Raw genomic sequence first — 25,840 nt, 5'->3', positions numbered from 1 at the left:
GCACAGCCATGGCCCGCGGGGAGTTGATGAAAAAATTGCTGGCCAGTTACGGTCGGGACGATGAGTTCCGCGCCGTGGCGGAGCAAATCATCGGCGAAGAGGAAAAGAAGAACAACCGCGTGCTGGCGCGCAGCCTGCGTAAGACCCTCGAGGCTGGCCCGAGCCGCCCGACCGGTCCGAAGGCGCTCGCGCCCCTGCTTCCGTTCCCCGAAGCGGCCGCCGACTTCATCGAGCGGATCGAACCGCGGCACACGCGCAATGATATTGTGCTCGGGGCGACGAACGTGCGGGTGCTGCTCGGCCTCGTCAAAGAGTTTCGCCGCGCCGAGGACGTCCGGCGGCACGGACTAAAAGTTCGCTCCAAGCTTCTGTTCTGCGGTCCGCCGGGATGCGGCAAGACGCTGTGCGCGGAGATTTTTGCAGCCGAGCTCGGACTGCCGCTATTCCTCGTCAAACTCGATCGGCTGATCTCGTCCTACCTCGGCGAGACGGCGGGCAATGTCCGCAAGATTTTCGAGTTCGCCCGCAAACAGCCCTGCGTCCTGTTCTTTGACGAGTTCGACGCGCTGGCGCGCTCGCGCGACGACAGCAGTGAGCACAACGAGTTGCGCCGGGTCGTCAACAGCCTGCTGCTGTTCATCGACCACATTCAGCCGAAAGGCTTCCTGATCGCCGCGACCAACCTCGATCAATCCCTCGATCCGGCGGTCTGGCGGCGCTTCGACGAAGTCGTCTGGTTCGACAAGCCAGATCGGGCGATGATTGCCCGGTTCCTGCGGCTCAAATTCAAGAACGTCGCGACCGCGTTCGATCCGCTGCAGCATGCCCCGGCGTTGGAGGGCTATTCCTACGCCGAGATCGAACGTGTCTGCACCCAGGCGGTCAAGGCGATGATCATCGATCGGCGTAAGCAGGTGCAGGCACGCGACTTCAACCGCGCCTTGGAAGACGAGGCGCGCCGCCGGGCAGGTCAGTCTCGCCTCGCGCCGCCGAGCTAGGCGCGCCTTGGCCCGATACGATCACCTCAAGCTCGTCCGGCTCCCCGAGCAATTCGAGCGCCGCAAGCACGGCGGCGGCGGTCCGCCGCCGGCGCGCGATCGCGACCAGCACAGCACGAAGCTGCGCGACGAGCTCGACGCCGCGACCCAGGAGCAAAGGCGGCGCCGCAAGCCGGAATTCGTCGACCCCTCCCTGATCTTGCGCGTGCAGATGACGGGCGCTCTGCTCGAGGAGGAGTGGGAGCGGCTCGGGCTCACGGTGCTGTCGAGCGACGCGGACCGCACGCTCGTGCTGTTCGCATCGAGTGAAGACATGCTGGATTTTCGCGCGCGGCTTGATGCCTATCAGGGCGGCCCGCCCCCCGGGCAGAAGCACGCGCCTTACATCAACTTCGTCTCTGGGATCGAAAGCATTGGATCGGTCGAGCCGCGCGATCGGATCGGTCCACGTTTGCGGGAAGAAGGATTCGCTGATGTGGATGATTTCGTCGCGCAGACATCCTATCTGGTCGATATCGAGCTTTGGGATCTGGGCGAACGTCGCCTGCGCGAGCGCAAGATCGAGGATGTCATCCGCTACGTCGAGGCACGAGGTGGCGATGTCTTCGATCGCTATGTCGGCCCCTCGATCAGCATGTTCCGCATGCGCCTGACGGGCGAACTGTTGCGCACGCTGCTGACGATCGAAGAGATTGCGGCGATCGATCTGCCGCCGGCGCCGGATGTGACGACGGCAGAGGCGCTCGACCTGGTGCTGGCAGATGCGCCACCACTGAACGCCGTCGCCGATGATGCCCCGCTGATCGGCATCATCGATAGCGGAGTCAACGATCACCCCTTCCTCGCGGACATTCTCGTCGGTGCAATTGGCGTTCCCGCCGAGCTCGGCACCGCAGACGTCTGGGGCCACGGCACCCGCGTGGCCGGCGTCGCCGTGTTCGGCGATCTTCGCGAGCAGCTCGACGCCGGCGCGCTACAACGCGGCGCGCGCCTCTGTGCGGCGAAGGTGGTGAACGATGAAGGAGGATTCGACGATCGGCGCCTCGTGCCCTCGCAGATGCGCGAGGCGACCACGACCCTGAACCAGCGCTTTGGCTGTCGGGTCTTCGTGATCGCGCTGGCCGATCGCCGTCGCGTCTTCGACGGCGGCAAGGTCGGGACATGGGCGGCCACGCTTGACGAATTGGCGCGGGAGCTCGACATCGTCATCGTCGTCTCGTCTGGCAATCGCAGTCCGCGCGGCGGGAATCGGCTCGAACAGGCGCTGACCGAATATCCGCGCTATCTTCTGGAGGACGCCAACCGGTTGTTCGAGCCCGCCGGCGCCTTGAACGTGATTACCGTTGGCGCGCTCGCGCACGGCGAAGGTCTCGATCCTGATCGCGCCGACGACGTCCGCGTCCGCGCCATCACGCGCCTGCATGAGCCGGCGCCGTTCTCGCGAATCGGGCCAGGACCGGGCGGCGCAACGAAACCGGATGTCGTGGAGATTGGTGGCACGTTGATCTTCGATGCTGTCGTCGCGCGGCTGCGGGGAGGAGAGGATGTTGGCAGCGCCGGCGTTCTGACACTGCATCACAGCTATCTCGACCAGCTCTTCACCGCGGGTTCGGGCACGTCCTACGCCGCTCCGCGGGTCGCCTTTAGCGCCGCTCAGATTCTGACGCGCTTCCCCAAGGCCTCAGCCAATCTCGTCCGGGCGCTCATTGTCGGATCTGCGGAAATCCCGCCGCCCGCCAGCGAGCGGCTTCAGCTGCTTGGTGGAGACGCGACCCGGGCGATTGTCGGTCATGGCCTGGTGGATCTCGAACGCGCCGCATTCTCGGACGACGCGCGCGTGACCCTCTACGCGGAGGATGAGCTCGCCCTCGATCATTTTGCGGTCTACCGGATTCCGATCCCGGAAGCGTTTCAGGCAGGAAACGGCGAGCGCTGCATCCGCGTGACGCTGGCATTCGATCCGCCGGTGCGTCACACCCGGAACGACTACGCCGGCGTCGGCATGAGCTTTCGGTTGGTTCGCGGATGCGAGCCCGACTTGATCTTCGATCATTATCGCAAGCGCGAACAGGACGACGGTCCGTTCCCCGAACTTGCAGCGCGATACAATTGCAATCTCGTTCCCGGACCGCAATTGCGTGAGAAGGGGACCGTTCAGCGCGCGACCGTCACGTTCAAACGCGGTGTCGAAGAATACGGCGACAGTTACTATCTTGTCGTGCGCTGCGAAAGCGGCTGGGCGACCCATGTCGATCGGCAACAATTCGCGATCGTTGTCGAACTCCTTCATAAGGCGGAAGTGCAGCTCTACGAGCGAGTGCGCCAGCAGGTTCGCGTCCAGGCGTAGCGCCGCGCGCAGCGTGGCCGACATCCAGCTCTCCTCGTAAGATGCAATCCGTCAGGAGACGCCGTGATATGCTCACCATCCAGCTTTCTGCCCCACCGAAAGGCAAGGGCTATCAAGCGACCGTGATATTTCTCGATGGGGTGTCGATCAGCAGAGAGGAAACTTATCCGACGTCGCCGAGGCCATCACCGCCGCGGCGATGAAGCTGCTGGACATGTCCGACCGGCTGTCGAGATTAGATCGACCAAAGGAATGATCAGCGCCTGTTGGCGAGGTCGACCAGCACGTCGCCATGGCACGCGAGCGGCGCGCACCAGCAGACGATGTCGTTCCGCGCAGTTCGTCGAGTGCGCCCATCAGTCCAGGCTGTGCGACGATCCACGCACGATATTTCGCGATGACCTCGGCGCGAGAACCGTCGCGCCCGATAACGAACGGGTTGCCCCATTTGCTCGGGCGCCCGATGTAAACCTGCGTCGCACTCGTGCGCTTGCCGACAGCGCCCGCATTCAAGACCTTGCACATGATCGTTCTCCTTTCCGCTCACGCGGGAAGGCCCCACCTTGCGGCGAGACCTTCTACGCGGGCGTCTCAGTCGCGGTTCGGACGAGACCAGATGAGCGAGTGGCCTTCTTCCCCTTCCACCTCGACCAGCGTGGCGTAGATCGGAGCCGGGAAGCTCGGGTCGTCCAACTTAACCGAGAGATAATCGCGGTTCTGCTCCTGGGACTTTTTCTTCCAAGCTGCCCCGAATTCGATGGTGCCCGCGAAGATCCGGTAGTCGGGGGCCTTGTCCGAGGTCCGCTCGGCCGGGACGATCTTGGCCTTCACGGTGCCGAGGGCGAGGGTCTTGACGGTGCCCAAGAAGCCGTTGCCGTTGACGGTGAAGTTGCCGATGGTAGCCATGTTCGTGTCCTCTTTCGTTTCTCGGGCCGCGACCACCGCGACCTCGATGGCGGTCGTTGACCGGAGGCGATCGGACCGCACCCGAAGGGCCGCCACGCAGTAGAGGGCGGCCAAGGCAAGGCTTTCTTGTCTCGCGAGGAATGGGCGCGCAGCGAACAGGGGAAGAAAGCCGAGCGGCCGTTGCGGTCTTGGGATCGAGGCGGAGCGCAGCGACGACGGCCTGCGGTTAGACATGCCAAATCGAGGACGCACTGGGCGCGCCAGGCCGAACGATGAGGAGACAAGTCAGCGACAGGCACCGCACCGCTCGACAATGGCAAAGGCACGGTTGATGCAAGGGACTCGCACACGCAATGTAGGCATTTCTCCGGCCATCGGCTTCGGCCACGATCCGGGCCATCGCATCGTGGTACACCCGTCTTCCGCCGCTGCCGGAAGGCTCTCCCAGGAGTAGGCCAGCATCTCGGACACGCAGGGGCGTCGCCCGCTTCATCTTGCCGATTTGGCTTGCTCAGACGATGGGCGGCACGGCCATCCCGGTCGCCGGCTACGATGCACAATGACGCACGCAAGAAAGGCCCCGCCGCGAGGCGAGGCCTTCGTCTTTCTGAGCCGCGGGTGGCTGGGCCTCATGCCGCTTGATCGATCTCGGCCGGCTTGGGCTGAAGATCATGAAGATAGGTTACCGCGCGCTGCGCGTGCGCGGCTGCCGAGAAGATGAAACGCTTGTCGTTGGCGAGGACTTCGAGCCACGATGCGAGGTAGCTGGCATGGTCCGGCCTCGGCTCGAGTTCGGGCACGATACCGAGATCCGCACTGAGGAACACGCGCCAAGCTCGGCGATCAGTTCTTCACGCGCGCGTTCGCTGCGATCCTTCGCGTAGCGGCTGAGGTCGCGATTGACGCGATGCGCCGGCGCCGTCCAATGCACACATTCATGCGCCAGCGTGGCGGCGTAACTTTCTGCGTCACGGAAGCTCTCAAACGGCGGCATCTGAATGATGTCGAGCGCCGGCGCGAAGAACGCCTTGTCGCCGCCATGCCGGATCGTTGCGCCGGTGTTGGCGAAGAACGCGTCGACATGCGCGATGCGCTGCGCCGGCGCGATGGTCTCCTGCGGGCGTCCGTAATAGTGATCCGGCAAGTCGTCGATCTGGTCGACGCAAAACACCGTGTAGGCGCGCAGGAACGGAACGGCCCGTTCGACTTCGTCGCCATGCTCGTCCGTCTCGGTTCTGGTGATCTTGTTGGCGTAGACCACCATCGTTCCGCTCTCGCCTTTGCGGATGTGGCCACCAAGTTCGAGCGACTGCTTGAACGTCATCCAGATCGGCGACGTGAAGCCGCGCGACGGCTTCCGACCAAAGCAGCACGACATTGATGCCCTGATAGGGCATGCCGTTGTGGCGCAACGGGCGCGTGATGCGTCCAGCCGCGTTGGTCCCATTCCAGGGCTTGACCCACGGGCGCACGCCGCGCTCAAGATCCGCGACGATGCGATCGGTGATGCGCGCATAGACGTCGGCGCGGGGTTTGGTTTCCTTACCTATCATGATCCTAACCTCCGTAGGAGGCCGCGCCCATCGCGGCCCGTCACGGCGGTCCGCTGCGAAGGCCGGCGGGGCCGCGCATCCGGTGACGCTGGTGGTCGGGGTGACAGCAGAGGTGCCGGATCGGAACGCGGTGGAGGACGGGCAAAGCCGTTGCGCTGCCGCGCCGGCCGGAGCATCGACCGAAAGCCGGTACGGGCCGCGACGGCGCTCCATTCCGAGTCATTTCTGTTTGCTCTCTTTTGCCGGCGCGCCGTGCGACATGAAAAAGGGCCGGTCCCGAAGGACCGGCCGATATCGGATCGCGAGCGAGAGGCGGGGCCGAAGCCCCGCCGGCGGCGTCAACCGAACGCCGCCATCTGAACCTCGACCGCCTTGCGGCTGACGGTCTCGCCGGGTTGTTCGGGCTGGCGTTCGAACGGCTTCCAGCTCTCGCCGACGACGTGCTCGTAGGCTGCGGCGGCGCCTTCGGCCGCCATGCGCAGTGCGTGCGCCTGAACGGCGACCTCTGCGGCGAATTCGCGCTTGCGCTGGGCCGCGGATTCGAACCCGACGGGTCCGTCGAGGTCCTCGTCGCGCGTGTCATTGGCGGGCTTTGGCGACGAGCAGGTTCAGCTTGTTGGCCGGCTCGTTGTCGTTGTCCGGATCGACCAGACGCAGGTCGATCGCGGCATGGCGGTCGTCGGTGATGACGGAAAGCAGGATGTCGTCGCCGGGCTCCGGCGGCCGATCGCGCACCTCGATCGCCTTGATCCGCGCATCGAGCACGAGCTGGTAGCGCTTGAAGGCGGGCGGCGGCTTCGCGGTCAGGATCTGCCGCTTGCCGGTCGAGATCGCCGGGATTTTGACGTTCTCGCGCAGGTCCTCCGGCATCACCACGTCGGCGAACGACCGGAACATGGCGATCAATTCAGGGACGTTGACGAAGGTCGCGAACCGCGTGACCGGCTTGTACTTGCCGTTGGGCTGGAGCTCGAGCTCGGTCGAGACGTCGCCGAAGGTCGAGGCCCAGGCGTCGAACTCGTGCAGGCCGCGATCCAGAAGCGCCGCGTAGCCGAGGTAGCGTTGGACCGAGAACATCTCGCCGAGCGTGTTGGTGATCGGCGTGCCGGAGGCGAGGACGAGTGCGCGGCCCGGGTTCTTCGTCTCGATGAAGCGGGCCTTTACATAAAGGTCCCAGGCGCGCTGCGAACCGTTGGGATCGACGCCCTTCAACGTCGGCATGTTGGTGGCGAAGGAGAGTTTTCTGAACTCCTGCGCCTCGTCGACGATGATCTGGTCGACACCGATCTCCGAGATGGTCAGGAGGTCGTCCTTGCGAGTGGCGAGCGCTTAGCCGCTCCTTCAATCCCTCCTTCAGCCGTTCGAGCCGCTTGCGCGAGACACGGTCGTCGCTTTCGACCTTGGTCAGCAACGTCTCATAAAGCTCCAGCTCGTCCTGGATCATCTGCTGTTCGAACGCCGACGGAACGCCGATGAGACGGAACGCCGAGTGCGTGATGATGATCGCGTCCCAGCTGGCGGTCGCCGCGCGCGACAGGAAGCGATCCGCTTGTCCTTGGTAAAGTTGGTCTCGTCGGCGACGAGGATGCGGGCGCCCGGATAGAGCGCCAGGAATTCGCGCGCGGCCTGCGCGAGACAATGACCGGGCACGACGAGCATCGCCTTGGCGATTAGGCCGAGCCGGCGCTGCTCCATGATAGCGGCCGCCATCGTCATGGTCTTGCCGGCGCCGACGGCATGGGCGAGGTAGGTCGCGCCCGAAGCGATGATACGCCAGATCCCGCGCTTCTGGTGTCCGTACAGGACAAAGGCGCCCGAGGCGCCGGGCAGTTTCAGATGCGAGCCGTCGAAGGCGCGGGGCACGATGTTGTTGAAGCGGTCGTTATAGACCCGCGCCAGGCGATCGGTCCGGTCAGGATCGGACCAGATCCAGTTCTGGAAGGCGGTCTTGATCTTTTGCAGCTTCTCCTTCGCCGCCTCGGTGTCGACCACGTTGAGGACGCGGCGCTCGGCTTGGCCGTCCTTGATGGTGTCGAAGATCTGCGGCACCAAGGAATTGAGCGCATCCGACAGAAGCTGGCCGGCGTGCCGCCGCACGGTGCCCCATTCCGACGTGCCCGCGGCCATCCAGCCGTGCTGCCGGGCCTCGACAGTCCATAACGCTAACTCCGGCACGTGATGGATCTTGATCTCCACGCCCATCGTCTCGTGAACGAAGGCGACGATGCCGGCGGCGGGAATCCACGGTGCGCCGAGCCGCGCGGTGATGTCGGATGGCCGCAGGTCGGCGGGCTGCACGCGCTGCAACGCCGTGACGTTGCGCGCATAGGCGGGGTCGAGGGCGGCGACAGCTTCAGCCGCCACAAGCTTCGAGCGGACCGCTCCGGAGAGATAGGCGTCAGCCATCTGCCAGCAGCCGTCGCTCGGATCACGGAAGATGGCGCAAGGCCCTGATTTGGCGATTCGAGACTAGCGGTAATATCACCGGCCGCTCGCATGTGCCGGCAGGTGCATGTCGCCCGGATCATCCCCACAGCTTGCGTTCGGTTCTGGCCGCGAGCCGACCTGCACCGCGGTCCACTGACCACCGCGAGCCGTTGCTACACTGGGAGCGTTAAGAGCTCGAGAAATGGCACATGCAATGCGCGCCAATGACCACCCTTGGACCAAAGGATGCCGCTGGCGTCACCGCCGATGCGCTCGTCGCGCTCGGTTGCGCCGCGGAGGCCAAGGCATGCGGGAGAAATGGCCTCGCGTATGATTGCCTGCCGGCGCGGCCACGTTGAGCCTTAGGCGCCGCCTAGCATTGAGGCCGCTTTGGCAAAGGCGGGCCTTGCGCGGCCGGCCTCGGCGCTACCATGGCGTCGCTGTACTCTGCTGGCTTCCATCTGATCGCTGGTAGTGGGGACGGCAAGAAGCCGTTTCTGCGGGGTTGGCATGAGAGCAAGCTGTTAGGCGATGCCTTAAGTCAATTGAAGCCGGCGCCGCCGCTGCATTGAATGCCGGGACGTAGGACTGCGGGATGTCAGCCTCTTCCGTCTTCAAGGCGTCCAACACCTTGAGGTCCTTCCAACTCTTTTTCTGACGGCTTTGACGCCCTCCTCCCATCTCAGCGATCTGGACAACGCCCGGCAGTGCCTTTGCCGTCGCGAACGTCAGTGTCACCGACGCGATATATCGCCGGCCGTCCCACAACACTCCTCCCCTAAGATGTCGGCTCTGCCTCTCATGTTCGCGCCGCTGTTAAGGCCATCATCGCCTTATCCTCGGAGCCCTCTATGCGGTCAAAATCGCCGCGCAAAGCCTTAAGCGCCGTACGTTCGGTGTCGATCTCGCGGGCGGTGCGGAAACCCATCCGGCGTAGGATCGGGAGCGGCGGACACCATCCCTGGACTGCATGCTGGAACAGGAAAGCTGTGACGATCGCTGGCAGAGCGATCCAGCGCCGGTCCAGCGTGGCGCCCAGCACGACACCTGTGAAGGCTAGCGCCGAGGCGTTCGCCTCAAGCGTCCGCTCGACGTCCCATTCGGCATCCAACTCGCGAAGCCGAGAGGGGATCTCTTCAGGATGCTCTGCATGCCACCGAATGCTGTCGCGGATGTCAGTTTGGATAGCGCGGTTAACCGCATCAGCAGTGCTGCGCGTCACACGTTCTGCGGTGCCGAGTATCATTGTGCGCTCCTTGATTGCGTGTGGGAACCCGATAGAGCTTCGCTGATTAGCAAAACTAACGGCAGCAGACCGTGGGCTGTTCCTGGCTAAAGGTGCAAGAATTGGAGCAGAGTGCGGAGCGAAGCGAAGGTGACTTACTCGACCACAAGATCATCGCCTACAGGCGAGGGCCCGATGCTCTGGTACCGGACCGTCGACCACGTGTCGAAAGCTATCGCGATGCTGCACGAGTTGTTCTACCGACCGCAGAAGGCGGACGGCGATCGCGCACCAGAAATGAAGAGCCCAATGAGCGTTTTCACCCCGGTTTCGTCCCTTATTGGCGGCGCTCTCATTGGCGGAGCGGCTGCGTGGTTTTTGATTATGAACGGTCGTATCGCCGGGATCAGCGGGGTTCTTGGCGAGATGCTTCAGCCCTCGAGGAGCGAGGTCGGCTGGCGCGTGGCTTTTCTGTCCGGGATGCTGCTTGCCCCGCTTCTGTTCGTGGCGGCCGGCGGCGCTTGGCCCGCCGTCGAGATCGACGCCTCGCCCGGGCTGCTTGTCATTGCCGGTCTCCTTGTCGGGTTCGGCACGCGCCTCGGCGCCGGTTGCACGAGCGGCCATGGGGTCTGCGGGATAGGGCGCGCCTCGCCGCGTTCCATTGCCGCCACGCTCGCTTTCATCGCGACCGCCATGGCCACCGTATTCATCACCCGGCACCTGATAGGAGCGTGAGACAGTGGCCCTCATTCTCTCGTCTTTCGTGGCGGGACTCCTTTTTGGCCTCGGCCTCGTCATTTCGCAGATGGTGAACCCTGCGAAGGTGCTGGCCTTTCTCGATATCTTCGGTTCCTGGGACCCGTCGCTCGCCTTGGTTATGGGTGCGGCTGTCGCAGTGTCGGCCCTCGGCTATGCCGTGGCGAGACAGCGGGGCCGGCCAGTTCTCGCGCCCCGGCTTGAGATCCCGACCAGGCGTGACCTCGATCCCCGTCTTCTAAGTGGTGCGGCCATATTCGGCCTCGGCTGGGGTTTGGCTGGCCTTTGTCCTGGGCCAGCACTGACATTACTGCCGCTCGCTTTGCCGAAACCTTTCATCTTCGTGGCCGCCATGCTGGTGGGATGGTGCTTTTCCGGTTCGTGCCGGACGACTGGCCCCAATCCACCTTCCGGCGCGAAACGCGGTCGGTCGAGTGATGATGCCGGATTCAACGACGAGCCTTCTTGCGGCATGCTCGGGCTCGATTGTCGGACTTGTCCTCGGGCTTGTCGGCGGTGGTGGCTCGATCCTCGCGGTGCCCCTCCTTGTTTACGTCGTCGGGGTGTCCTCCCCTCATGTCGCCATTGGCACGAGTGCCCTGGCGGTCTCGGTGAGTGCGCTCAGCAATCTTGGCTCTCACTGGCGGGCCGGACACGTAAAGTGGCGCTGCGCAGCGGTGTTCGCCGGGGCTGGCGTGCTTGGCGCTGCAGCCGGCTCAACGGCGGCGAAGGCACTCGACGGTGAGAAGCTCCTCGCCCTGTTTGGAATTGTCATGGTTATCGTCGGGGTGCTCATGCTTCGGGAACGGCAAGCAACCGAGGATCCGGATGTTCGCCTGTCCAACGAAACGGCCCGAGAGCTACTGCCCTTGCTGCTCGGAATTGGTTTCAGCGTCGGCCTCTTCTCGGGGTTCTTCGGGATCGGCGGCGGATTCCTCATCGTTCCCGGCCTCATTCTCGCGACGGACATGCCTTTGATCTTCGCGATAGGCACATCCCTGGTGGCCGTTGCGACCTTCGGCGCGGCGACGGCGGCGAGCTACGCGATCTCAGGACTCGTCAATTGGCCTCTCGCGGCGCTCTTCGTATTGGGTGGTATCGTGGGCGGAGTTGCAGGCGTTTCGCTCGGCAATGCGCTGGCGGGGCGGAAGGAAGCCTTGGGCCGCGTTTATGCAATCTTGGTGATCGCCGTCGGTCTTTACATCGTATCGCGCGGCGTCATCGCGCTTACCGCGTGAGGAGGAGCACGGAAAAAATGGCTGATCGAGCGTTACCGAGGCTTTCGGGACGGCCCCTCGTCAAAGGGTTCTTCGAGAACCACACTTCGAGCGTTCAGTACGTTGTCGCCGACCCCGAAACCAAGAGCTGCGCGATCATCGATCCGGTGCTCGATTTCGACCCGAAGTCCGGCGCAACGGCGACGCACTCTGCCGATGCCTTGCTGAGCTATGTCGATGATCAGGGCTTTAGGCTTCAATGGATCCTCGACACCCATCCTCATGCGGACCACTTCTCAGCAGCTGGCTATTTGAAGGACAGGACAGACGTGCCGACCGCGATCGGTGAAAAGGTCGTCGAGGTCCAGAAGCTCTGGCAGGGCATCTACAACGTTTTGGACTGCTGCCCGGCGGACGGATCGCAATGGGACCGGCGCTTCACTGATGGCGAGCGGTTCAAGATCGGCAACATGGACGTGGAGGTGCTGTTCACCCCCGGCCACACCCTGGCGTCCATAGCCTACCTGGTCGGCGACGCTGCCTTCATCCACGATACCATCTTCATGCCAGACGGCGGAACGGCACGCGCCGATTTCCCGGGCGGCAGCGCTCGCGCGCTCTGGAAGAGCATAGAGCATATCATGACATTGCCTGACGAGACGCGCCTGTTCACCGGCCATGATTACTGCCCCGGCGGCAGGAAGCCCGCTTGGGAAAGCACCGTAGCCCAGCAGAGGGCAGAGAACAGCCATCTTACGGAGGTAAGGAATGAGGAGGAGTTCGTTGCGCTCCGCGAAGCACGGGACCGCGAGCTGCCTATGCCCAAGCTGATCCTGCATTCACTGCAAGTAAACATCCGGGGTGGCCGACTTCCCGAACCTGAGAACAATGGCAAGCGCTATCTCAAGATCCCGTTAGACGCTCTGGAAGGGGCGCCTTGGGACTGAACCAGGAGGATACCGATGGAGAAAAAGAGCGCGAAGGACCTGGTGGCGGAAGCCAGCCGGGAGGTGGAGACCCTCTCGGGCAAGGATGCCCTGAAGCTCGTTGACGATCCGGGCGTGGTGTTTGTCGACGTGCGCGAGGGCGACGAATTGCAGAAGACGGGGAAGCTGAAGGGCGCCGTGCACGTCCCGCGCGGTCTCCTGGAGTTCCAGATCGACCCAACGAGCCCCACACACAAGCCTCAGTTGGGCGGTAACAAGAAGCTGGTGCTCTATTGCGGGTCCGGCAACCGCTCGGTTCTTGGTGCAAAGACGCTGAAAAATATGGGCATCACCAATGTTGCCCATGTCGCCGGTGGGTTTCCAGCACTTCAGCAAGCCGGCTGTCCTACCGAGCCGTGAGCCTCTACACCGATCGTGTCCTGCCGCATTTTTGACCTTTATGCGAGACAAAGAGATGCGTTTAGGTTGCAGGACTGCGTTCATTCAGCAGTACCCATAATCCTGCATAGTTTCCTCTGCTTGAAATTGGCGTTGTTCCGGAGTCCAAAGCGTCTTCAGATACGTGATGACGGCACGGATTTGCTCGGGCGAGAGCACGTCGGCGAAGGCAGGCATGGTCAACCGTGTGGTCTTGTTGAACGGATCGCGCAGACCTTTGCTGATCATGTCGTAGAGCATTGCATCTGAGTGCCGCCACGTGTGCCCTTCCGCATTGTGCGGAGGGGCGGGGAGTTCTCCACGCTCGTCACGCTTTTGCCAGTTCGGTGTCCCCTCTGCTTTGGCGCCATGACACGAGGCGCAATACTGCTGGTAAACCTCGCGGCCGAAGTTGACGACGTGAGGATCGAGCGGCGGCAAATCGTCTGCCGCCCGGGCTATTGCAATGTGACCTGCGGCACTTCGGCGGCGGTGGCCTGCTTCCCGCTCATCGGGCGACGAACTCTATATTTGCGGGCTCGTCCCACTCCCGCGGGTCCGATGAGCCGGCCGATTTCACGACCCTCGCGATCGATAATGAGCGTGGTCGGAAGCCCGACGACGCTCAGCTTGCGCGTCGCGACTTCCGAAGCGTCGAGATATATTTCAAGCTTCTTGATCCCGATCTCGGCGAAGAAGTTGCGCACCACATCCGCTCCGCCGCGGTCGACCGACAGCGGCACCACCTGGAAATTGGGCCCGCCCAAGGCGGCCTGCAGATGGTCGAGCGCCGGGCATCTCCTTGCGGCACGGGACGCACAGGTCGCCCAGATGTTGAGGAGAACGGATTTGCCGCGGGAATCCGAGAGGCCGCGCGACTTTCCTTCTCCGTCCGCAAACTGGAACGCTTGAACGGGCTTCGGCTTGTCACGCAGAATGATCTTCTCTGCCAGAGGCTTCGCAGCGGCCGTCGTCGAAACCGCAGCAATCGCCGCGATTATGGCGATCCGGCACCGGATGCGTCGGGAAATTTGTTCTTTTGTTCGTGTCATTGACGTTGCAGCTTTCGGATCAACGGGAGAATTTTTTCATCAAGAGCTCCCGGCATCACCGCGCAGATTTGCTTGTACGCAATGCGGCCGTCCTTGGTGACCACGAAGGTCTCGGGCACGCCGTAGACACCCCCAATCGATCGCCACGCGGCCATTCATATCGGCGCCCGTGCGAGTGTAGGGATCGCCCATCGTGTTGAGCCAGCGCGCCGCGTTATCAGGCAGGTCTTTGTAGTTGAGACCGCGAATGGGCACGACGTTATCGGCTTTCATTTGCATCAATACCGGGTGTTCCTCGCGGCATGCGACGCACCACGAGGCAAAAACATTTATGAGCGAGACTTGGCCGTTGAGGTCGGCGCTCGACAGTCCCAGTGTGCGTCCCTTGACCGGCGGCAGGCTGAACTGTGGCACGGCCTTCCCGATCAGCGCAGACGGGATCGCCGTCGGATTGCGCGACATGCCCCAGGCAAGCGCGAGCGCGAGGCCCAGGAACCCAATCAGAGGGACGACGAGGATCAACCGACGCGTCCACGGCATCGCTTCGCCAACAACGGAACTAGGTCTTGCGACGACCGGTTCGGCACTCGTCATAGTTGAACTCTCGCATCGGCATCATGCCGCCCGGCCCCTATTCGACTGCAAAGACCTTCTCCGGAACAGATCCGCTTGCGATCTCATAAATCGTGAACGGTCCCACTTTCGGACCTATCATGCCCGGCGTGCCCGTTGGCATGCCCGGCAAGGAGATGCCGATGATGTTCGGTTTTTCGGTAAGCAGCTTGTTGAGCGTGTGGACCGGAACGTGTCCTTCGACCGCATAATGGCCGATGACCATCACGTGGCAGCCTTCGTATTTTTCAGAAATGTGCATCTGCTTTCTGATCAAAGCGAGATCTTGCTTCGCATCCACCGTCACGTCGAAGCCGTTGCTGCGGAGATATTTGGCGTATTCCAGGCAGCAATCGCAGTTCGGATTCCGGTAGAGAGTGGCGGCGGGTTTGCTGTCGGCGAATGCCCGATCACTCAGCGCTGTGAGCGTGAGCAAAGCCGTCGAGATCATCATCGTCCTGCGGTTCATGTGCATTCTCCACTTGAATAGGTGAGTTCCATTTGTCACGTGCTCATCGCTGGACCAATCTCAGACGGATCGGAAAAAATGATCGTTGCTCTGTCGCCTTGCATGCCGGTCCGCAGCAACACCGGCCGGCCTTTAACGGGTCCGCGTTCGCTTGAATCGGTTTTGAAATGCAGATTGAATTCCGAGAGCGAGACCGTTGCGCCGGAAGCCATCGTCAGGCGATATCCGTTGTTCGATGATCGGATCGATACCACTTCGTGCATCGGGCCAATCGTTTTGAGATTCAAAGATGGGGCGCCTCTTTGTCCCAAGGATGCTTCTGGCTGAGAACGTGTTGCAGCCAACTCGCTTGCTTGAGCCCGGCGAGCAAACGATAGAGCCCCTACCAGACCCACCGTCGTGACCAGGAACGAGCGGCGATGAACACTGCGTCGTCGCACAAAAGACATTGGCAGTTATCCTTTCGTTGGGCTTGCGGCGAATTAACGCGGCCTTCTGTTTTGACCTATTGCTCCGGGCACGTTTGCTTAATCAAATTTCCGATCTCGGCGACCGTGGAGAAGACGAGCGAAGCGCGGTCTCCTTGCATGCCCGCTGGTAAGAGCACGGGCTTGCCGCCCAGCGGACCGGTCGCGCTGGAATCCACTTTGAGGCGCAGGTTCATCTCCCAGAAAGGCCGTTCCTTTCCGTCCGCCGTTGTCACGAAGAAGGTGTTCTTGCAGTGCCGTATCGCCGTGACCCGCTCATCGGGTGCGGCAATTTTGAGCGGTTCGGGCGCCTGACCGCGCGCTTCTTCGGCGGGAACCAATCCCTGCGCAACGACCGTCTTGGCCCCGTCTGGCACCAAAGCGATTTTTAGAAACGCGATGACATCGCCTCGCGCCTTGTCGTCACGGATTCCACGAAACGTCATGTAGGTGCCGCGAACGAATGCGCTCGGATCCGCGAGCCAGGCATAAAGCGTGTTCTCGTCCCAGACAAAATCCTTCGCCTTGAGAGCGCTCGAATATCTAGGGAAGTCCGGTACCGAAGCCGCCTTCTTGCCCCACAGACCGGCAAGGCTCGGCCCGGTCAGATTCATATTGGGTTCAAGCGAATGGCAGGCGGCGCAAGCACCATAGATCTTAGCGCCGCGTCGAGGATCGCCGCCCGCATGCGCCGCACTAAGAGCCGCCGAGACGAAAATCACGGCGGCGGCAAGTCCAAAGAATTGTGAGATTATCTTCATCTGATTCCCGCTCACGCAATACGAATGACGGCCATCAGTCCTGAGACCTGATGATCGGTGATGTGCCAGTGGATCATCCGGTCGCCGTAGGCACCGCTTGACCTGCAGGCCGTGTCTTTCGAGCTTCCAAGCGAGTATCTCTTGAAGTGGTTCCGGCATAACTCTCCGCCGCAGCTGATACGAGCAAGAACGACGAAAGGACCAAGGGACTTAATCTGCGGATCATCTTGCACACAGCTAACGAGGCAGCCTCCTTTGGCGGTGTCTCACAACGTCAGTTCGAGGGAGAGGCCACGCCGGTTACACGTTCACGGCTACGTGAACGATCGTGCGGGATGCGAGCGGAAACTGAAGGCGCCTACGAGCAAGCGTCCTTATCGGTACCCTAATTTAAATTATTCGGCGCCGTTCACGTAGCCGTGAACGTGCAACCGGGAGTGCCCTGCCTGCGAAGTAACGTTGAGGCAAATGAATGAGCAGGCTGAACTTAGAGCGCTGATGATTGCCGGCTCAAGGGCGACGCTACGGCGCACCGGGTGCTGCTTGGAGCGTTAGCCGGGGCATTGCGGGCCTACTACAGGAGCAGCTGGTGCGTGCCGGCCGCAAAGCCGACGAAACCGAGGATCTCGTGCATGAAGCGTTGATGGCCGTCCATATGCAGCGGCACACTTACGATCCGGGCGAACCACTGACGCCTCGGCGACGCTAAAAGCTCATCGATTATCTGCGCCGCACACGTGCCTCCATGGCTGACGTTCCGATCGAGGATGCCGGACACTTCATTGCGCGCGACGATCATGTCGCGGCTGAAAGCGCTCTCGATTGGCGCGCTTACCTGAAGCTGAACGTCAACGTTTGCGCTTCCCCGCAGCGACCGTATAGGAGTCGCGCCGATTTTCACGTGTCCGTGAACATGTAACCCACGAAGGGCAGCTGACGAAATTATCATTAGGAGCTTCTCGAATAGCGGAGTCAGCCACTTGCAGCCGCGGCAATTCGCTTTGGCGCAACCGCTGGCCGTGGTTGGTCTTGAGAGCCGTTTCGTTGATCGGGTTGGAGTTGGCTCGTCGCTGCGGGAGTGCTCCCCATTCTTTTCGCTTCGCCTCCATGCGTGGCAATGTGCGCCCTGCATCTTTGCATCCGGAAAGATGGGTCAGGGCGACGGGCGGAATACGAAGCCGACGGCGTGAATTGCCGAGGCACCACGGGACCGGCCGCACTCGGCAATTAACGAAGCTGGCGGCCGGCAGGATTTCGGTCCACCTCTCGGCGCGTAAACTCAGTTCGGTATGCCCCACCGAGATTACGCGCCCGGCCGTCGGGTATCCTCCGCCCGACGGCCATCGTCATCTCGCCGCCGCAGAGTTGGTTGTTATTGCTACAACTCATCTGAGAATGGCGCGCACCAGAGCTTGCTTGGATGTGGTCCGCCGCAATAATGAATCGAAAAATACCGAGCGTGGGATCGGGTTAAAATGGAAACTGGCTTCCAGGAATGGCTCGGGTTATGGCCCTACGCCCTGTTGATGATCGTGATCGCTTCGTGGGCGTTCTATCATTTCCTCGCTCCCGCGAGCTGGCGCGAATGGACTGGCGCGGGACTGTTGCAGGCCTTCATCATTGCCCCGTACGCGGAGATGTATGGATTTCCGCTCACCATCTATCTTTTGACGTCAGCGCTGCCTCTCAACATTCCGCTCGTGCATTCAACCGGTCACCTCTGGGCCACGCTGCTGGGCTATGGGCCGGTCGGTGCGGTCGTCGAGATGGCAATCGGCTCAGTGTCCATCGTCATAGGGCTGCTTCTCGTCATCAAGGGATGGACCAGAATCTATTTTACGGCGACCGCCTTCAGACCGGCGGTCTCTGCGGCATAGTTCGTCATCCCCAATACACCGGGATATTTCTAGTTATCTTTGGCCAGCTTGTGCATTGGCCGACCATTCTGACACTCTCGCTCGCACCAGTGATCGTCCTGACCTATGTGCGCCTCGCGCGGCGCGAGGAGGCGCGGCTGATCAAGCAGTTCGGTGAGGCATACCGAAAATACATGCAGCGGGTGCCGATGTTCTTACCTCGTTGGCGCGACATGCGCAGAGCGCGAGCGCGGACTATTTCATGTTGTGCGACGGGAAAGCGGCCTGGACGGATTGTCGCGCTGTCGATTAGTTAGCTTTGCCGTGACTACATAACCAACGTTGGCATGCCCGATCTTAGGGCGAATCACCGTACGGCGGAGTCCGGCTGCCATCTCAGTGCTGCGCGCGAGTGGAGGTAGATGATGACTGGGATCACTTCGTCGACTGCCGAACGCAAGCAGGAGTAGAAATCGTTGCTACGCGAGCTGCTGCAGGCCGAGCGCTATTATCCCAGTGACCGGCGTGTGTGGATGGTGCTTGCAATTGTCGTTCATAACCGGTGGCGTTGCACTCAACTGGGGCTGGCTAGTCGCGGCTGGCCTCGCGCCGAGACTCGTCTTGCTGCTGCCTTGCGCCATCAAGTGCGCTCTCCCCTTCTGCATGAAACTGTACGGCGAAGCAGACTGCGGGAAACGAGAAGGGCCCGGCCAAACAGATGGGCGGCCGCCGTCTATCGCCAAAAATCAGGGCGCGGATCGACAGCATCGCAAGCGAACAATTGGGAGCTGGCCCGCGGTAGCGAAGAACAAAGAGCGGGTGCGCAAAATGACAGCGGTTTCCTGGACGCATACCAATAGACGCGACTTCCTTTATATTGCCACGGGTGCCGTCGGTGCGGTGGGCGTCACCGCGGCGGCGGTGCCCTTGATCTCACAGATGAATCCCGACGCCTCGACCATCGCCGCCGGCGCCCCCATCGATGTCGATCTCGCCCCGATCGCCGAAGGCCAAGTGATCAAGGTGTTCTGGCGCAGCAAACCGATCTTCATCAGCCACCGCACCAAGAAGGAGATCGACGACGCACGTTCCATCAACTGGCACAATCTAATCGACCCGGAGTCCGATCAGGCGCGGGTAAAGGAGGGGCGTGATCAATGGCTCGTGGTTATTGGTATTTGCACCCACCTCGGCTGCATTCCGCTTCCTCATCAAGGCGACTATGGCGGTTGGTTCTGCCCCTGCCATGGCTCGCAATATGATACAGCGGGTCGGGTACGCCGCGGGCCGGCGCCAGCCAATTTGTATTTGCCGCCGTACGAGTTTCTCTCGGAGACAAAGATCCGAATCGGCTGATGAGTCCGAATGATGGACGCGCCTGGCAGGATCTCTTCCCGACCTTTTCACCAAAAGGGATTTGCTATCAACGGCCTCGGTTCGGGAGCCGAGTTGCGTCATCGTGCTGAGCGCTGTCGCGCCGGCTTCGTTGCTTCTGTCAGTTCCGAGCGGTATCGGCGAGCGCCACGTGACTGAACACGTGCGGGAAGTTGCCCAACTGACGCCGATGACGCGGATCGTATTCTTCGGCCAAGAGACCGACATCGTTGCGCACTTCAAGCAAGCGCTCGAAAAGTCTTTGGGCATCGTCATGGCGCCCAAGCAGGACTAAATTGTCGGCGAGCCAAAAACTGCAAGCGAGAAACGCTCCTTCGCCGGGTGACAATCCATCCTCTGTAGCCGAAGAATCATAGCGAAGGACAAAGCCATCGACCATGAGCTGGCGCTCGAAGGTCTCGACAGTGGCTCCGCGGGTCACCGGCGGGAAGAAACCCGACGAGAGGGATCAGGAGCAGACTGGCGTCCAGGGTTTTCCCGCCGTAGCACAAAGAGCCAATTTTAGCCTTGAATCCTCTTCGACAAACCTCCTCGTGAATTTGGCTACGTATGGCGCGCCAGCGCTCCAGCGGGGCTTCGAGGTGAAACTGCTCGGCGCTGCGAATGGCGCGGTCGAACGCCACCCAGGCCATGACTTTGGAGTGCGTGAAGTGGCGGCTCCCGCTGCGCATTTCCCAGATGCCTTCGTCGGGCCGCTGCCAAATCGTCTCCAGATGCGAAACGAGCGCGCGCTGTAGCCCCCAACCGCTTCGCTGTGTTCCAATCCGCCCCGCCGGGCATGATGGAAGGTATCCATGACCTCACCATACACGCCAGCTGAAGCTGGCGATGCGCCGCATTGCCGATGTGCACCGGCAGCGAGCGTTAGTAGCCCGGTAGCCAGGCGAGCTCCCGTTCCGTCAGGTCACGTTCGCCGGCGAGCCCGTATATGATCTGGTGCGGCTCGGGCTGCCGGCACTGCGCGCAGCAGCCAATCGCGCCAAGCCCGCGCCTCATCGAAGTAACCGGCGTTCATCAGCGAGAGGAGGGAAAATGTGGAGTCGCGTAACCAGAAAAAGCGGTAATCCCAGTTGCGCGGGCCACCCGGCAGCTCAGGCAACGAGGTCGTAGGCGCCGCGACGATGCCCCCGGTCGGCTCATAGGTCAACGCCTTGAGAACGAGATGCGAGCGGACGACCGCGTCGGCCCAGGGACCTTCATAACGACAGCGCTCTGCCCACTCTGTCCAGAACGCCTCAGTCTTGGCGAGTGTCGCATCAGTATCAATCGGCTTCGGCAATGGGAGGTGTGACGCGGCGTAGCTCAACACAAACGGGACTGTCTCGCCGTCGCTGACCGTGAATTCGGAAATTGTTTTGAAATCCTCTCCGCGAAGAGGTGCGGTCGTCCGCAGCGCCAGTGGGCCGGTCCTGCGATGGCGCGCAGGGTTCCGTCTTCCAGCCGATTCACCCAGGGAATCACGTGGCCGTAGCCGAACCGGATGACCAGCTCCGATCGCATTGCGACCCGGCCGCTTCTTCCCACAACCACGCGGATCAGATCCTGGCGTTCCCCGTCCATGGACATGAAATCAATCAACGTCACGGCGCCATTCGCGAAATCGGTCTCAAGGATGAACGTCTTGCCGCGATAGCGCCGCCGCGTCGCGATCTTGCCGCTTGCGGGCTCGATCAGCCAGCGGCCGTGGTCGGGCGTACCAAGCAGCGCAGCGAAGCAAGCCTGTGAATCGAACCGTGGCCAACACAACCAATCGATCGAGCCGTCGCGCCCGACGAGCGCCGCGCTCCGGCAATCGCCGATCAGCGCATAATCTTCGATACGACCGCCCATGCATGCTCCCGGCGAGATCCGACCGCTATCCGCCTTCCGGGAAGGCCGGATAAAGCGTCATGCCTCCATCCACCACAAGCGTCGTTCCGGTGACGTAGTCGGATTGATCGGACGCCAGTCCGGGCTACCTCAGCGACATCCGCCGGCTCTCCAATGCGTCCATAGGGAATGAGCCGCAGAAGCTTGCTCTCCGCCTCCGGCGTATCCCAGGCGGCACGATTGATCGGCGTTTTGATCGCGCCGGGAGCAATGGCATTGACGCGGATGCGCTTCTACGCAACCTCCTACGCCAAGCTCTTCATCATCAACATGACTCCGCCTTTCGAGGCCGCATGGTTGACGTGGCCCTTCCAAGGAATGACCTGATGCACCGAGCTCATGCAGACGATCTTGCCAACGGCCTGGAATAAGGACTCGCCTCTTGTTCCGAGAAGCAGCGGATCGCCTCCCGCGCGCAGAGAAACTGTCCGGTCAGGTTCACATCGATCACGCGCCGCCATTGTTCGAGGGTCATATTGCTTGCGGCCGGCGTCCATCTGAATTCCAGGATTCGCGACTAGAATGTCAATATGGCCGAAGGCGTCATGGAAGATGCGGAACATAGACTGCACTTCCGGCTCGCTCGCCACATCCGCCTGTAGCGGTATGGCTTCGGCGCCCGTCGCCCGGATCTCTTCGACAACTTTCCGTGCCGCATCGGTACCGGAGCGATAGTTCACGCCGACTGCTGCGCCCCAGCGGCGAATCGCCGGGCGATGGCTTCACCAATACCAGAACTCGCGCCGGTGATCAGACCTTTCTGTCCTTGCAAAAGAACGCGGGCATCAAAGGCGAGCGCATCTTCCATGATCAGACCACGAACCGATCCCAGCCCGCGTAATGATCCCGGCTGCGGGTGCCACGCGGCAGGCTCAGGCCGATCAAGACAATCCCGATAGCGGCGTCCGACCAGCGCGCCGTGGGCGACGCGCCATCGAGGAACCAGGCAGCAAGCACCAGCCAAGCGCCGAACAGCACGTTCACAAAACGCAGCGGTCGCCCAACCTCCGCCATCGCGATCACCGCCGTCGTCACTATTAGCGCACCGACGAGATGATCGCTGTCCGCCATCGGCGGGATAGTGCCGAACGTCAGGCGCGTGAACATCAGCCAGATGCCCATAACGACACTGACGACAAGCGTCCACGGCAGCGTCACGCCTGGCAGCATCGCCGTTAGGGCGGATCGGAACGAATCCATCTCGACGCCCTTGTCTTCCTTCCCGCCCTCGACGAGAGCTCCTCCCATGAAGAACATGCGCAATAGGGACTTGCCGGCGCGCCGGCTCCAGACCAGGAACTGGCCCATGGCCACGAGTTCGTCGAGTGCGAACGGGATCATGATTAGCATCGCGAGCGCGGCCAGAAGACACAGCGTGCACCAGGTCCCGATTGCGATCGGTTGGATGATGATGAAGTAGATGCTCACTACGCCCAGCGGCACGACCAGGATCCCGAAGAATGTCACCATCCACGGCATGGTCCGCCAGCGGCGCTTGTCGCCCATGGCGCCCATCAGGATTTCCAGCATGTAGGCGACGGCACCGAGGCCGCCGTCCGGGATCGGCCAAGCTTTCGAAACGTCCGAGGTGATGATCGTCTCGGTCCCGTTGCGGTCACCGGTGCCGCCGAAGAACGGATCCCAAACTGAGTCAACGTGGCCCATCTGATAGGCCGCGAGATAGCGCGCGATCAGAAATCCCACTGCCCCCATAACGATGATGGGGAGGCGTTGCGCCCACGTCGATGGACAATAGGTCCATCCCGGCGGTATATCCGGCCCGCCCATCATTCCCTCCATGCTCATGCCCGGCATCATGGGCACGAGAACGGCGAATATAATCACAAGCGCGCCAACGAGCGTATCGTTTGCATAAGAGGCCGCACTTGGCGCCCAAAACAGCAGGGGTGCGAACAGCAGCCACAACCCGACGGACGTGTTGGCCCATTGAGCCCAGCTGGTCCGGCGCGAAAGCGAGAGCAGGCCGAAGAGCATGATCAGCGCGCCCGCGCCGACGTCGCTCCAGCCGAGCGCCCAGTTCCGCCATTCCGGCGAGGGAAGTCCCCGCTCCGCCGTGACCCGAAGGATCGCTTCGCTGAAGAAAGCAGGTTCGAACAATCCGAAAATTGTCGGGCTGGTGGCTAGCCAAGCTCCGAGAGCGATGTTCGCGAAATGCGTCCAGGCGGTCTGCCGATGTTCGGCAAGCATCAATTCGTCGTGCCCGCGCAGCATCCGCTTTTCCGCCAGCATCTCCTCGGTCCTTTGTCGGGAATCGCCGGCCTGCTTGTGCTCCGGAGGGGAAGCTGCTTCTCCCGCGACAAGCGCCGGATTGAGCTTGTTGTCGCGGTACCAGGCGACCGGATCTGACTTTAGGGCATCGATGATGACGGGCAGTGTGGCCCGCAGCAAGTGTTTGGGTTCCCACCCCACCAAGGTTCGCGCCCGAGTGAGGTCGAGCTCGTAGTGATCGTCCGCAAAATCCACCATCCATGGCTTGATGAACGGCTCTTCCTGCAAAAGATCGCCTTGAATCCATGCTCCCGTTTTCGCCGCAGCCTTCGGGATTTCGTGCGTTTCCCATTCCTCACCATGCAACAGGCGGCCGCTGGTGCGTTGTACTTCGTCGTAGCTCAGCGTCTCCGGCTCCCCGACTAGCAATGAGAGCTCAGGAGGCAATTCGTTTCGCTTCTCTATGATGCGGAAAAGCGCCTCGCCTACATCGTCGAGGTGCACGAATGCCTGACCGCGCTTGAGGTCGCCGGGATAGAGGTGACTCAGAATTTGCCGTTCATAAATTCGCGCGATCTGCTGCGACAAAAATGCATTGCGACATCTGTCGTCGTACACGCCGGCGAGACGAAGCAGAACAATAGGGATCTCGCCGTGTTGCTTTCGGATTAGCGACTCGGTTTCGACCTTCGACAATGGATAAGGCCATTTCGGATCAATCGGCGAATCCTCATTAATGCGTTGCCCCGGCTCGACCGGCGCATGGACTAGCATCGTACTGGTGAAAATGAATTGTTCGACCTGGAATTCTTGGAGGTGTTGCAAGAGCCGTTCGGTGCCGCGCACAGTGATCTGTTCGTACAGCGGGCTTGGTTCGCCCGAGAGATCGTAATAAGCGGCGAGATGGATCACAGAGGCAATGCGGTTTCCGTACGCAATTCGGATGCGCTCGAATGCGCCTTTGGCACCGGGTTCCGAGGTGAGGTCGATGCACACGCATTCCGCAGCAGGCGGCGGCGCGTGAGACGCCATCCGATCGAAGCCGACCAACGAAAATTGGCCCGCGAAACTGTTTATCAGGGCGGAGCCAATAAAGCCGCTGCTGCCGGTGATAATCACCACGTCACGTTGAGCCATTCGGATCTCCCGCGAGAAATTTTCCCTGCATCGTTAATTCCCAGGCATAAGGGTGCCTCTGCGAGATAGCGCTTGCCGTTTCCTTCCGGTTCTGGGAGTCGGCCACCCCACCACGGATATTCACTTGCAGCTAATGCAAGATGGGCATCGGCAGTTCCCGATCGCGCTCTTCGCGAAGCTTCACGAACGCGTCTTCCGTCTTTAGCCTTTGCAGATGGATATTTTCGGCGCGTTGCTGAGCAACGGTGCTTTCCCACAGGGGGTTTTTACGTCCAGCAGAGCAGTAATCGTGCCCGGTGAACAGGCGAGTGCCATCAGGAAGCGCCATGATCCGTTGGATGCTGTTCCAGAGAACGCGTGCGCTGCCGCCCGGAAAGTCGGTGCGAGCCGTGCCGCCGTCCGGCATTAATATGGTGTCGTGAATGAAAACAGCATCGCCCACGAGAAAGGCAATGGATGCCAGCGTATGTCCTGGTGTGAGCACGACTTCGACACTCATATTGCCGGTCGGGAAAGCATCCCGAGGTTATAGATGTCCTTCCAGAGCTTCTGAACCTCGATCACTTTCTCGCCAATGCCTGTGGGTACTCCGGTCTTAATTCCTTAAGGTAGCCAGCCGCCGAGAAATGATCGGCGTGGGGGGGGGTGTCGAGAATCCACTGCAGTTGACATTTTTCCTGCTTGATATGGTCCAGCAACTCATCAGCGGAATGCGTTGCCGTGGCTCCGGAGTTCGGATCAAAGTCCAGAACAGGATCGATGATCGCGCACTTCTTGATCTTAGGATCTGACACAACGTACTGAACTCTTGAGGTGTGCTTTTCGAAGAACCCGGCGACGATGGGCGTACCTTGGCTGATCCGGATCTTCGTCAGGCGCTGGACCCGGCCAGCGCTGTCGTATTGCGAGCCGTAGCACGGCAGAACCAGCCGTCATAGTCACCCTGACGGAGAGCGGAATGCAGCCGAGATGCGTAAGTCCAATCCAAAATGGCTAAGTTGCATATTCGATGCCTCGTTCCGTCTTAAAAGCCGTCCAGAGCGCCTGGTTTAGGCCGATTTTTCGCGAGGAGAAGTGGCCTCAGCGAACGCATTCGCAGGAGGTTCAATGACCAAACCAGACGTTGAAGCTGCAGCCGCATAGGCGACGTGCGTTGGTCAACGCGAGCCCGGACGCCGTGTGGTTGTAGACGCGCATGAT

20 protein-coding genes and 7 pseudogenes are annotated in these 25,840 nt (G+C 61.5%); 10 read left to right on the top strand and 17 right to left on the bottom strand.

Annotation, left to right across the window (positions count from 1 at the left end):
* Nucleotides 1-8 precede the first annotated feature (8 nt).
* Together AC1RT6_RS18355 and AC1RT6_RS18350 are read left to right on the top strand one after the other, a co-directional pair.
* Complete coding sequence (locus AC1RT6_RS18355; RefSeq protein WP_493029573.1) at nucleotides 9-998, top strand: AAA family ATPase; 990 nt, start codon at nucleotides 9-11, stop codon at nucleotides 996-998.
* A gap of 7 nt (nucleotides 999-1,005) precedes the next feature.
* Nucleotides 1,006-3,345, top strand: coding sequence for a S8 family peptidase (locus AC1RT6_RS18350; protein WP_472791825.1), 2,340 nt, complete (start codon nucleotides 1,006-1,008; stop codon nucleotides 3,343-3,345).
* 147 nt (nucleotides 3,346-3,492) lie between these two features.
* Here AC1RT6_RS18350 and AC1RT6_RS18345 read toward each other — a convergent pair whose 3' ends face one another.
* From AC1RT6_RS18345 to AC1RT6_RS18320, 6 genes and pseudogenes are all read right to left on the bottom strand, one after another.
* Nucleotides 3,493-3,870: a DUF4326 domain-containing protein gene (locus AC1RT6_RS18345; protein ID WP_472791826.1), complete on the bottom strand. Its 378-nt coding sequence runs from the start codon at nucleotides 3,868-3,870 to the stop codon at nucleotides 3,493-3,495.
* A 66-nt stretch (nucleotides 3,871-3,936) separates the two neighbouring features.
* The gene (locus AC1RT6_RS18340) at nucleotides 3,937-4,251 is read right to left on the bottom strand and encodes a DUF736 domain-containing protein (protein ID WP_472791827.1); all 315 of its coding nucleotides are present in this window, start codon (nucleotides 4,249-4,251) and stop codon (nucleotides 3,937-3,939) included.
* A gap of 629 nt (nucleotides 4,252-4,880) precedes the next feature.
* A pseudogene (locus AC1RT6_RS18335) lies at nucleotides 4,881-5,804 on the bottom strand (ArdC family protein).
* 338 nt (nucleotides 5,805-6,142) lie between these two features.
* Nucleotides 6,143-6,391 (bottom strand): annotated as a pseudogene (locus tag AC1RT6_RS18330) (hypothetical protein); the annotation flags it as partial.
* Nucleotide 6,392: 1 nt separating this feature from the next.
* A pseudogene (locus tag AC1RT6_RS18325) lies at nucleotides 6,393-8,246 on the bottom strand (helicase-like domain-containing protein); the annotation flags it as partial.
* A gap of 784 nt (nucleotides 8,247-9,030) precedes the next feature.
* A complete protein-coding gene (locus tag AC1RT6_RS18320) occupies nucleotides 9,031-9,477 on the bottom strand; it encodes a hypothetical protein (RefSeq protein ID WP_472791828.1) in 447 nt (148 codons plus the stop codon).
* Between the two features lie 288 nt (nucleotides 9,478-9,765).
* On the opposite strand from AC1RT6_RS18320, the gene AC1RT6_RS18315 reads away from it, so the two are divergent.
* The 5 genes and pseudogenes from AC1RT6_RS18315 to AC1RT6_RS18295 all read left to right on the top strand — a co-directional run bounded on the left by AC1RT6_RS18315 (nucleotide 9,766) and on the right by AC1RT6_RS18295 (nucleotide 12,775).
* Entirely contained in the window at nucleotides 9,766-10,191 is a 426-nt protein-coding gene (locus tag AC1RT6_RS18315) for a YeeE/YedE family protein (protein ID WP_472791957.1), read from the top strand.
* 4 nt (nucleotides 10,192-10,195) lie between these two features.
* Nucleotides 10,196-10,650: pseudogene (locus AC1RT6_RS18310) on the top strand (DUF6691 family protein).
* Entirely contained in the window at nucleotides 10,650-11,450 is an 801-nt protein-coding gene (locus AC1RT6_RS18305; protein ID WP_472791829.1) for a sulfite exporter TauE/SafE family protein, read from the top strand. The pseudogene AC1RT6_RS18310 and the gene AC1RT6_RS18305 overlap by 1 nt, the downstream one beginning before the upstream one ends.
* 17 nt (nucleotides 11,451-11,467) lie before the next feature.
* Nucleotides 11,468-12,376 carry an MBL fold metallo-hydrolase gene (locus tag AC1RT6_RS18300; protein WP_472791830.1) on the top strand — a complete coding sequence of 303 codons (909 nt, stop codon included), beginning with the start codon at nucleotides 11,468-11,470 and terminating at the stop codon, nucleotides 12,374-12,376.
* 15 nt (nucleotides 12,377-12,391) lie between these two features.
* Complete coding sequence (locus AC1RT6_RS18295; protein ID WP_472791831.1) at nucleotides 12,392-12,775, top strand: rhodanese-like domain-containing protein; 384 nt, start codon at nucleotides 12,392-12,394, stop codon at nucleotides 12,773-12,775.
* Between the two features lie 84 nt (nucleotides 12,776-12,859).
* Here the strand turns inward: AC1RT6_RS18295 and AC1RT6_RS18290 are convergent, their stop codons facing one another.
* The 6 genes from AC1RT6_RS18290 to AC1RT6_RS18265 form a co-directional block, all read right to left on the bottom strand.
* The gene (locus AC1RT6_RS18290; RefSeq protein ID WP_472791832.1) at nucleotides 12,860-13,234 is read right to left on the bottom strand and encodes a c-type cytochrome; all 375 of its coding nucleotides are present in this window, start codon (nucleotides 13,232-13,234) and stop codon (nucleotides 12,860-12,862) included.
* Nucleotides 13,235-13,251: 17 nt separating this feature from the next.
* The gene (locus tag AC1RT6_RS18285; RefSeq protein WP_472791833.1) at nucleotides 13,252-13,845 is read right to left on the bottom strand and encodes a TlpA family protein disulfide reductase; all 594 of its coding nucleotides are present in this window, start codon (nucleotides 13,843-13,845) and stop codon (nucleotides 13,252-13,254) included.
* Between the two features lie 39 nt (nucleotides 13,846-13,884).
* Complete coding sequence (locus AC1RT6_RS18280; protein WP_472791834.1) at nucleotides 13,885-14,385, bottom strand: redoxin domain-containing protein; 501 nt, start codon at nucleotides 14,383-14,385, stop codon at nucleotides 13,885-13,887.
* A 91-nt stretch (nucleotides 14,386-14,476) separates the two neighbouring features.
* Nucleotides 14,477-14,926, bottom strand: coding sequence for a DUF411 domain-containing protein (locus tag AC1RT6_RS18275; protein ID WP_472791835.1), 450 nt, complete (start codon nucleotides 14,924-14,926; stop codon nucleotides 14,477-14,479).
* A 505-nt stretch (nucleotides 14,927-15,431) separates the two neighbouring features.
* Complete coding sequence (locus AC1RT6_RS18270) at nucleotides 15,432-16,154, bottom strand: cytochrome c family protein (protein ID WP_472791836.1); 723 nt, start codon at nucleotides 16,152-16,154, stop codon at nucleotides 15,432-15,434.
* Nucleotides 16,155-16,728: 574 nt separating this feature from the next.
* Entirely contained in the window at nucleotides 16,729-16,953 is a 225-nt protein-coding gene (locus AC1RT6_RS18265; protein ID WP_472791837.1) for a hypothetical protein, read from the bottom strand.
* A gap of 676 nt (nucleotides 16,954-17,629) precedes the next feature.
* Between AC1RT6_RS18265 and AC1RT6_RS18260 the strand changes: the two genes are divergently transcribed.
* From AC1RT6_RS18260 to petA, 3 genes are all read left to right on the top strand, one after another.
* Nucleotides 17,630-18,031, top strand: coding sequence for a hypothetical protein (locus tag AC1RT6_RS18260; protein WP_472791838.1), 402 nt, complete (start codon nucleotides 17,630-17,632; stop codon nucleotides 18,029-18,031).
* Nucleotides 17,974-18,327 carry a methyltransferase family protein gene (locus AC1RT6_RS18255; RefSeq protein WP_472791839.1) on the top strand — a complete coding sequence of 118 codons (354 nt, stop codon included), beginning with the start codon at nucleotides 17,974-17,976 and terminating at the stop codon, nucleotides 18,325-18,327. Before AC1RT6_RS18260 ends, AC1RT6_RS18255 begins: the two co-directional genes overlap by 58 nt.
* A 511-nt stretch (nucleotides 18,328-18,838) precedes the next feature.
* Nucleotides 18,839-19,366, top strand: coding sequence for a ubiquinol-cytochrome c reductase iron-sulfur subunit (petA, locus tag AC1RT6_RS18250; protein WP_472791958.1), 528 nt, complete (start codon nucleotides 18,839-18,841; stop codon nucleotides 19,364-19,366).
* A gap of 98 nt (nucleotides 19,367-19,464) precedes the next feature.
* Here the strand turns inward: petA and AC1RT6_RS18245 are convergent.
* The 5 genes and pseudogenes from AC1RT6_RS18245 to AC1RT6_RS18225 all read right to left on the bottom strand — a co-directional run bounded on the left by AC1RT6_RS18245 (nucleotide 19,465) and on the right by AC1RT6_RS18225 (nucleotide 25,500).
* Nucleotides 19,465-21,235 (bottom strand): annotated as a pseudogene (locus AC1RT6_RS18245) (glycoside hydrolase family 15 protein).
* Nucleotides 21,205-21,954: pseudogene (locus AC1RT6_RS18240) on the bottom strand (SDR family oxidoreductase). The pseudogenes AC1RT6_RS18245 and AC1RT6_RS18240 overlap by 31 nt, the downstream one beginning before the upstream one ends.
* Nucleotides 21,951-22,082, bottom strand: a complete 132-nt coding sequence (locus AC1RT6_RS18235) for a hypothetical protein (RefSeq protein WP_472791840.1) — start codon at nucleotides 22,080-22,082, stop codon at nucleotides 21,951-21,953. The pseudogene AC1RT6_RS18240 and the gene AC1RT6_RS18235 overlap by 4 nt, the downstream one beginning before the upstream one ends.
* A gap of 2 nt (nucleotides 22,083-22,084) precedes the next feature.
* Nucleotides 22,085-24,640: a vitamin K epoxide reductase family protein gene (locus AC1RT6_RS18230; RefSeq protein WP_472791841.1), complete on the bottom strand. Its 2,556-nt coding sequence runs from the start codon at nucleotides 24,638-24,640 to the stop codon at nucleotides 22,085-22,087.
* Nucleotides 24,619-25,500: pseudogene (locus AC1RT6_RS18225) on the bottom strand (MBL fold metallo-hydrolase). The gene AC1RT6_RS18230 and the pseudogene AC1RT6_RS18225 overlap by 22 nt, the downstream one beginning before the upstream one ends.
* Between the last annotated feature and the right edge of the window lie 340 nt (nucleotides 25,501-25,840).

It is taken from the genome of Nitrobacter sp. MLSD-S21, from assembly GCF_058809865.1.
Note: the sequence above shows the minus strand (reverse complement) of the source record. Positions and strands in the feature narration are given on the sequence as shown.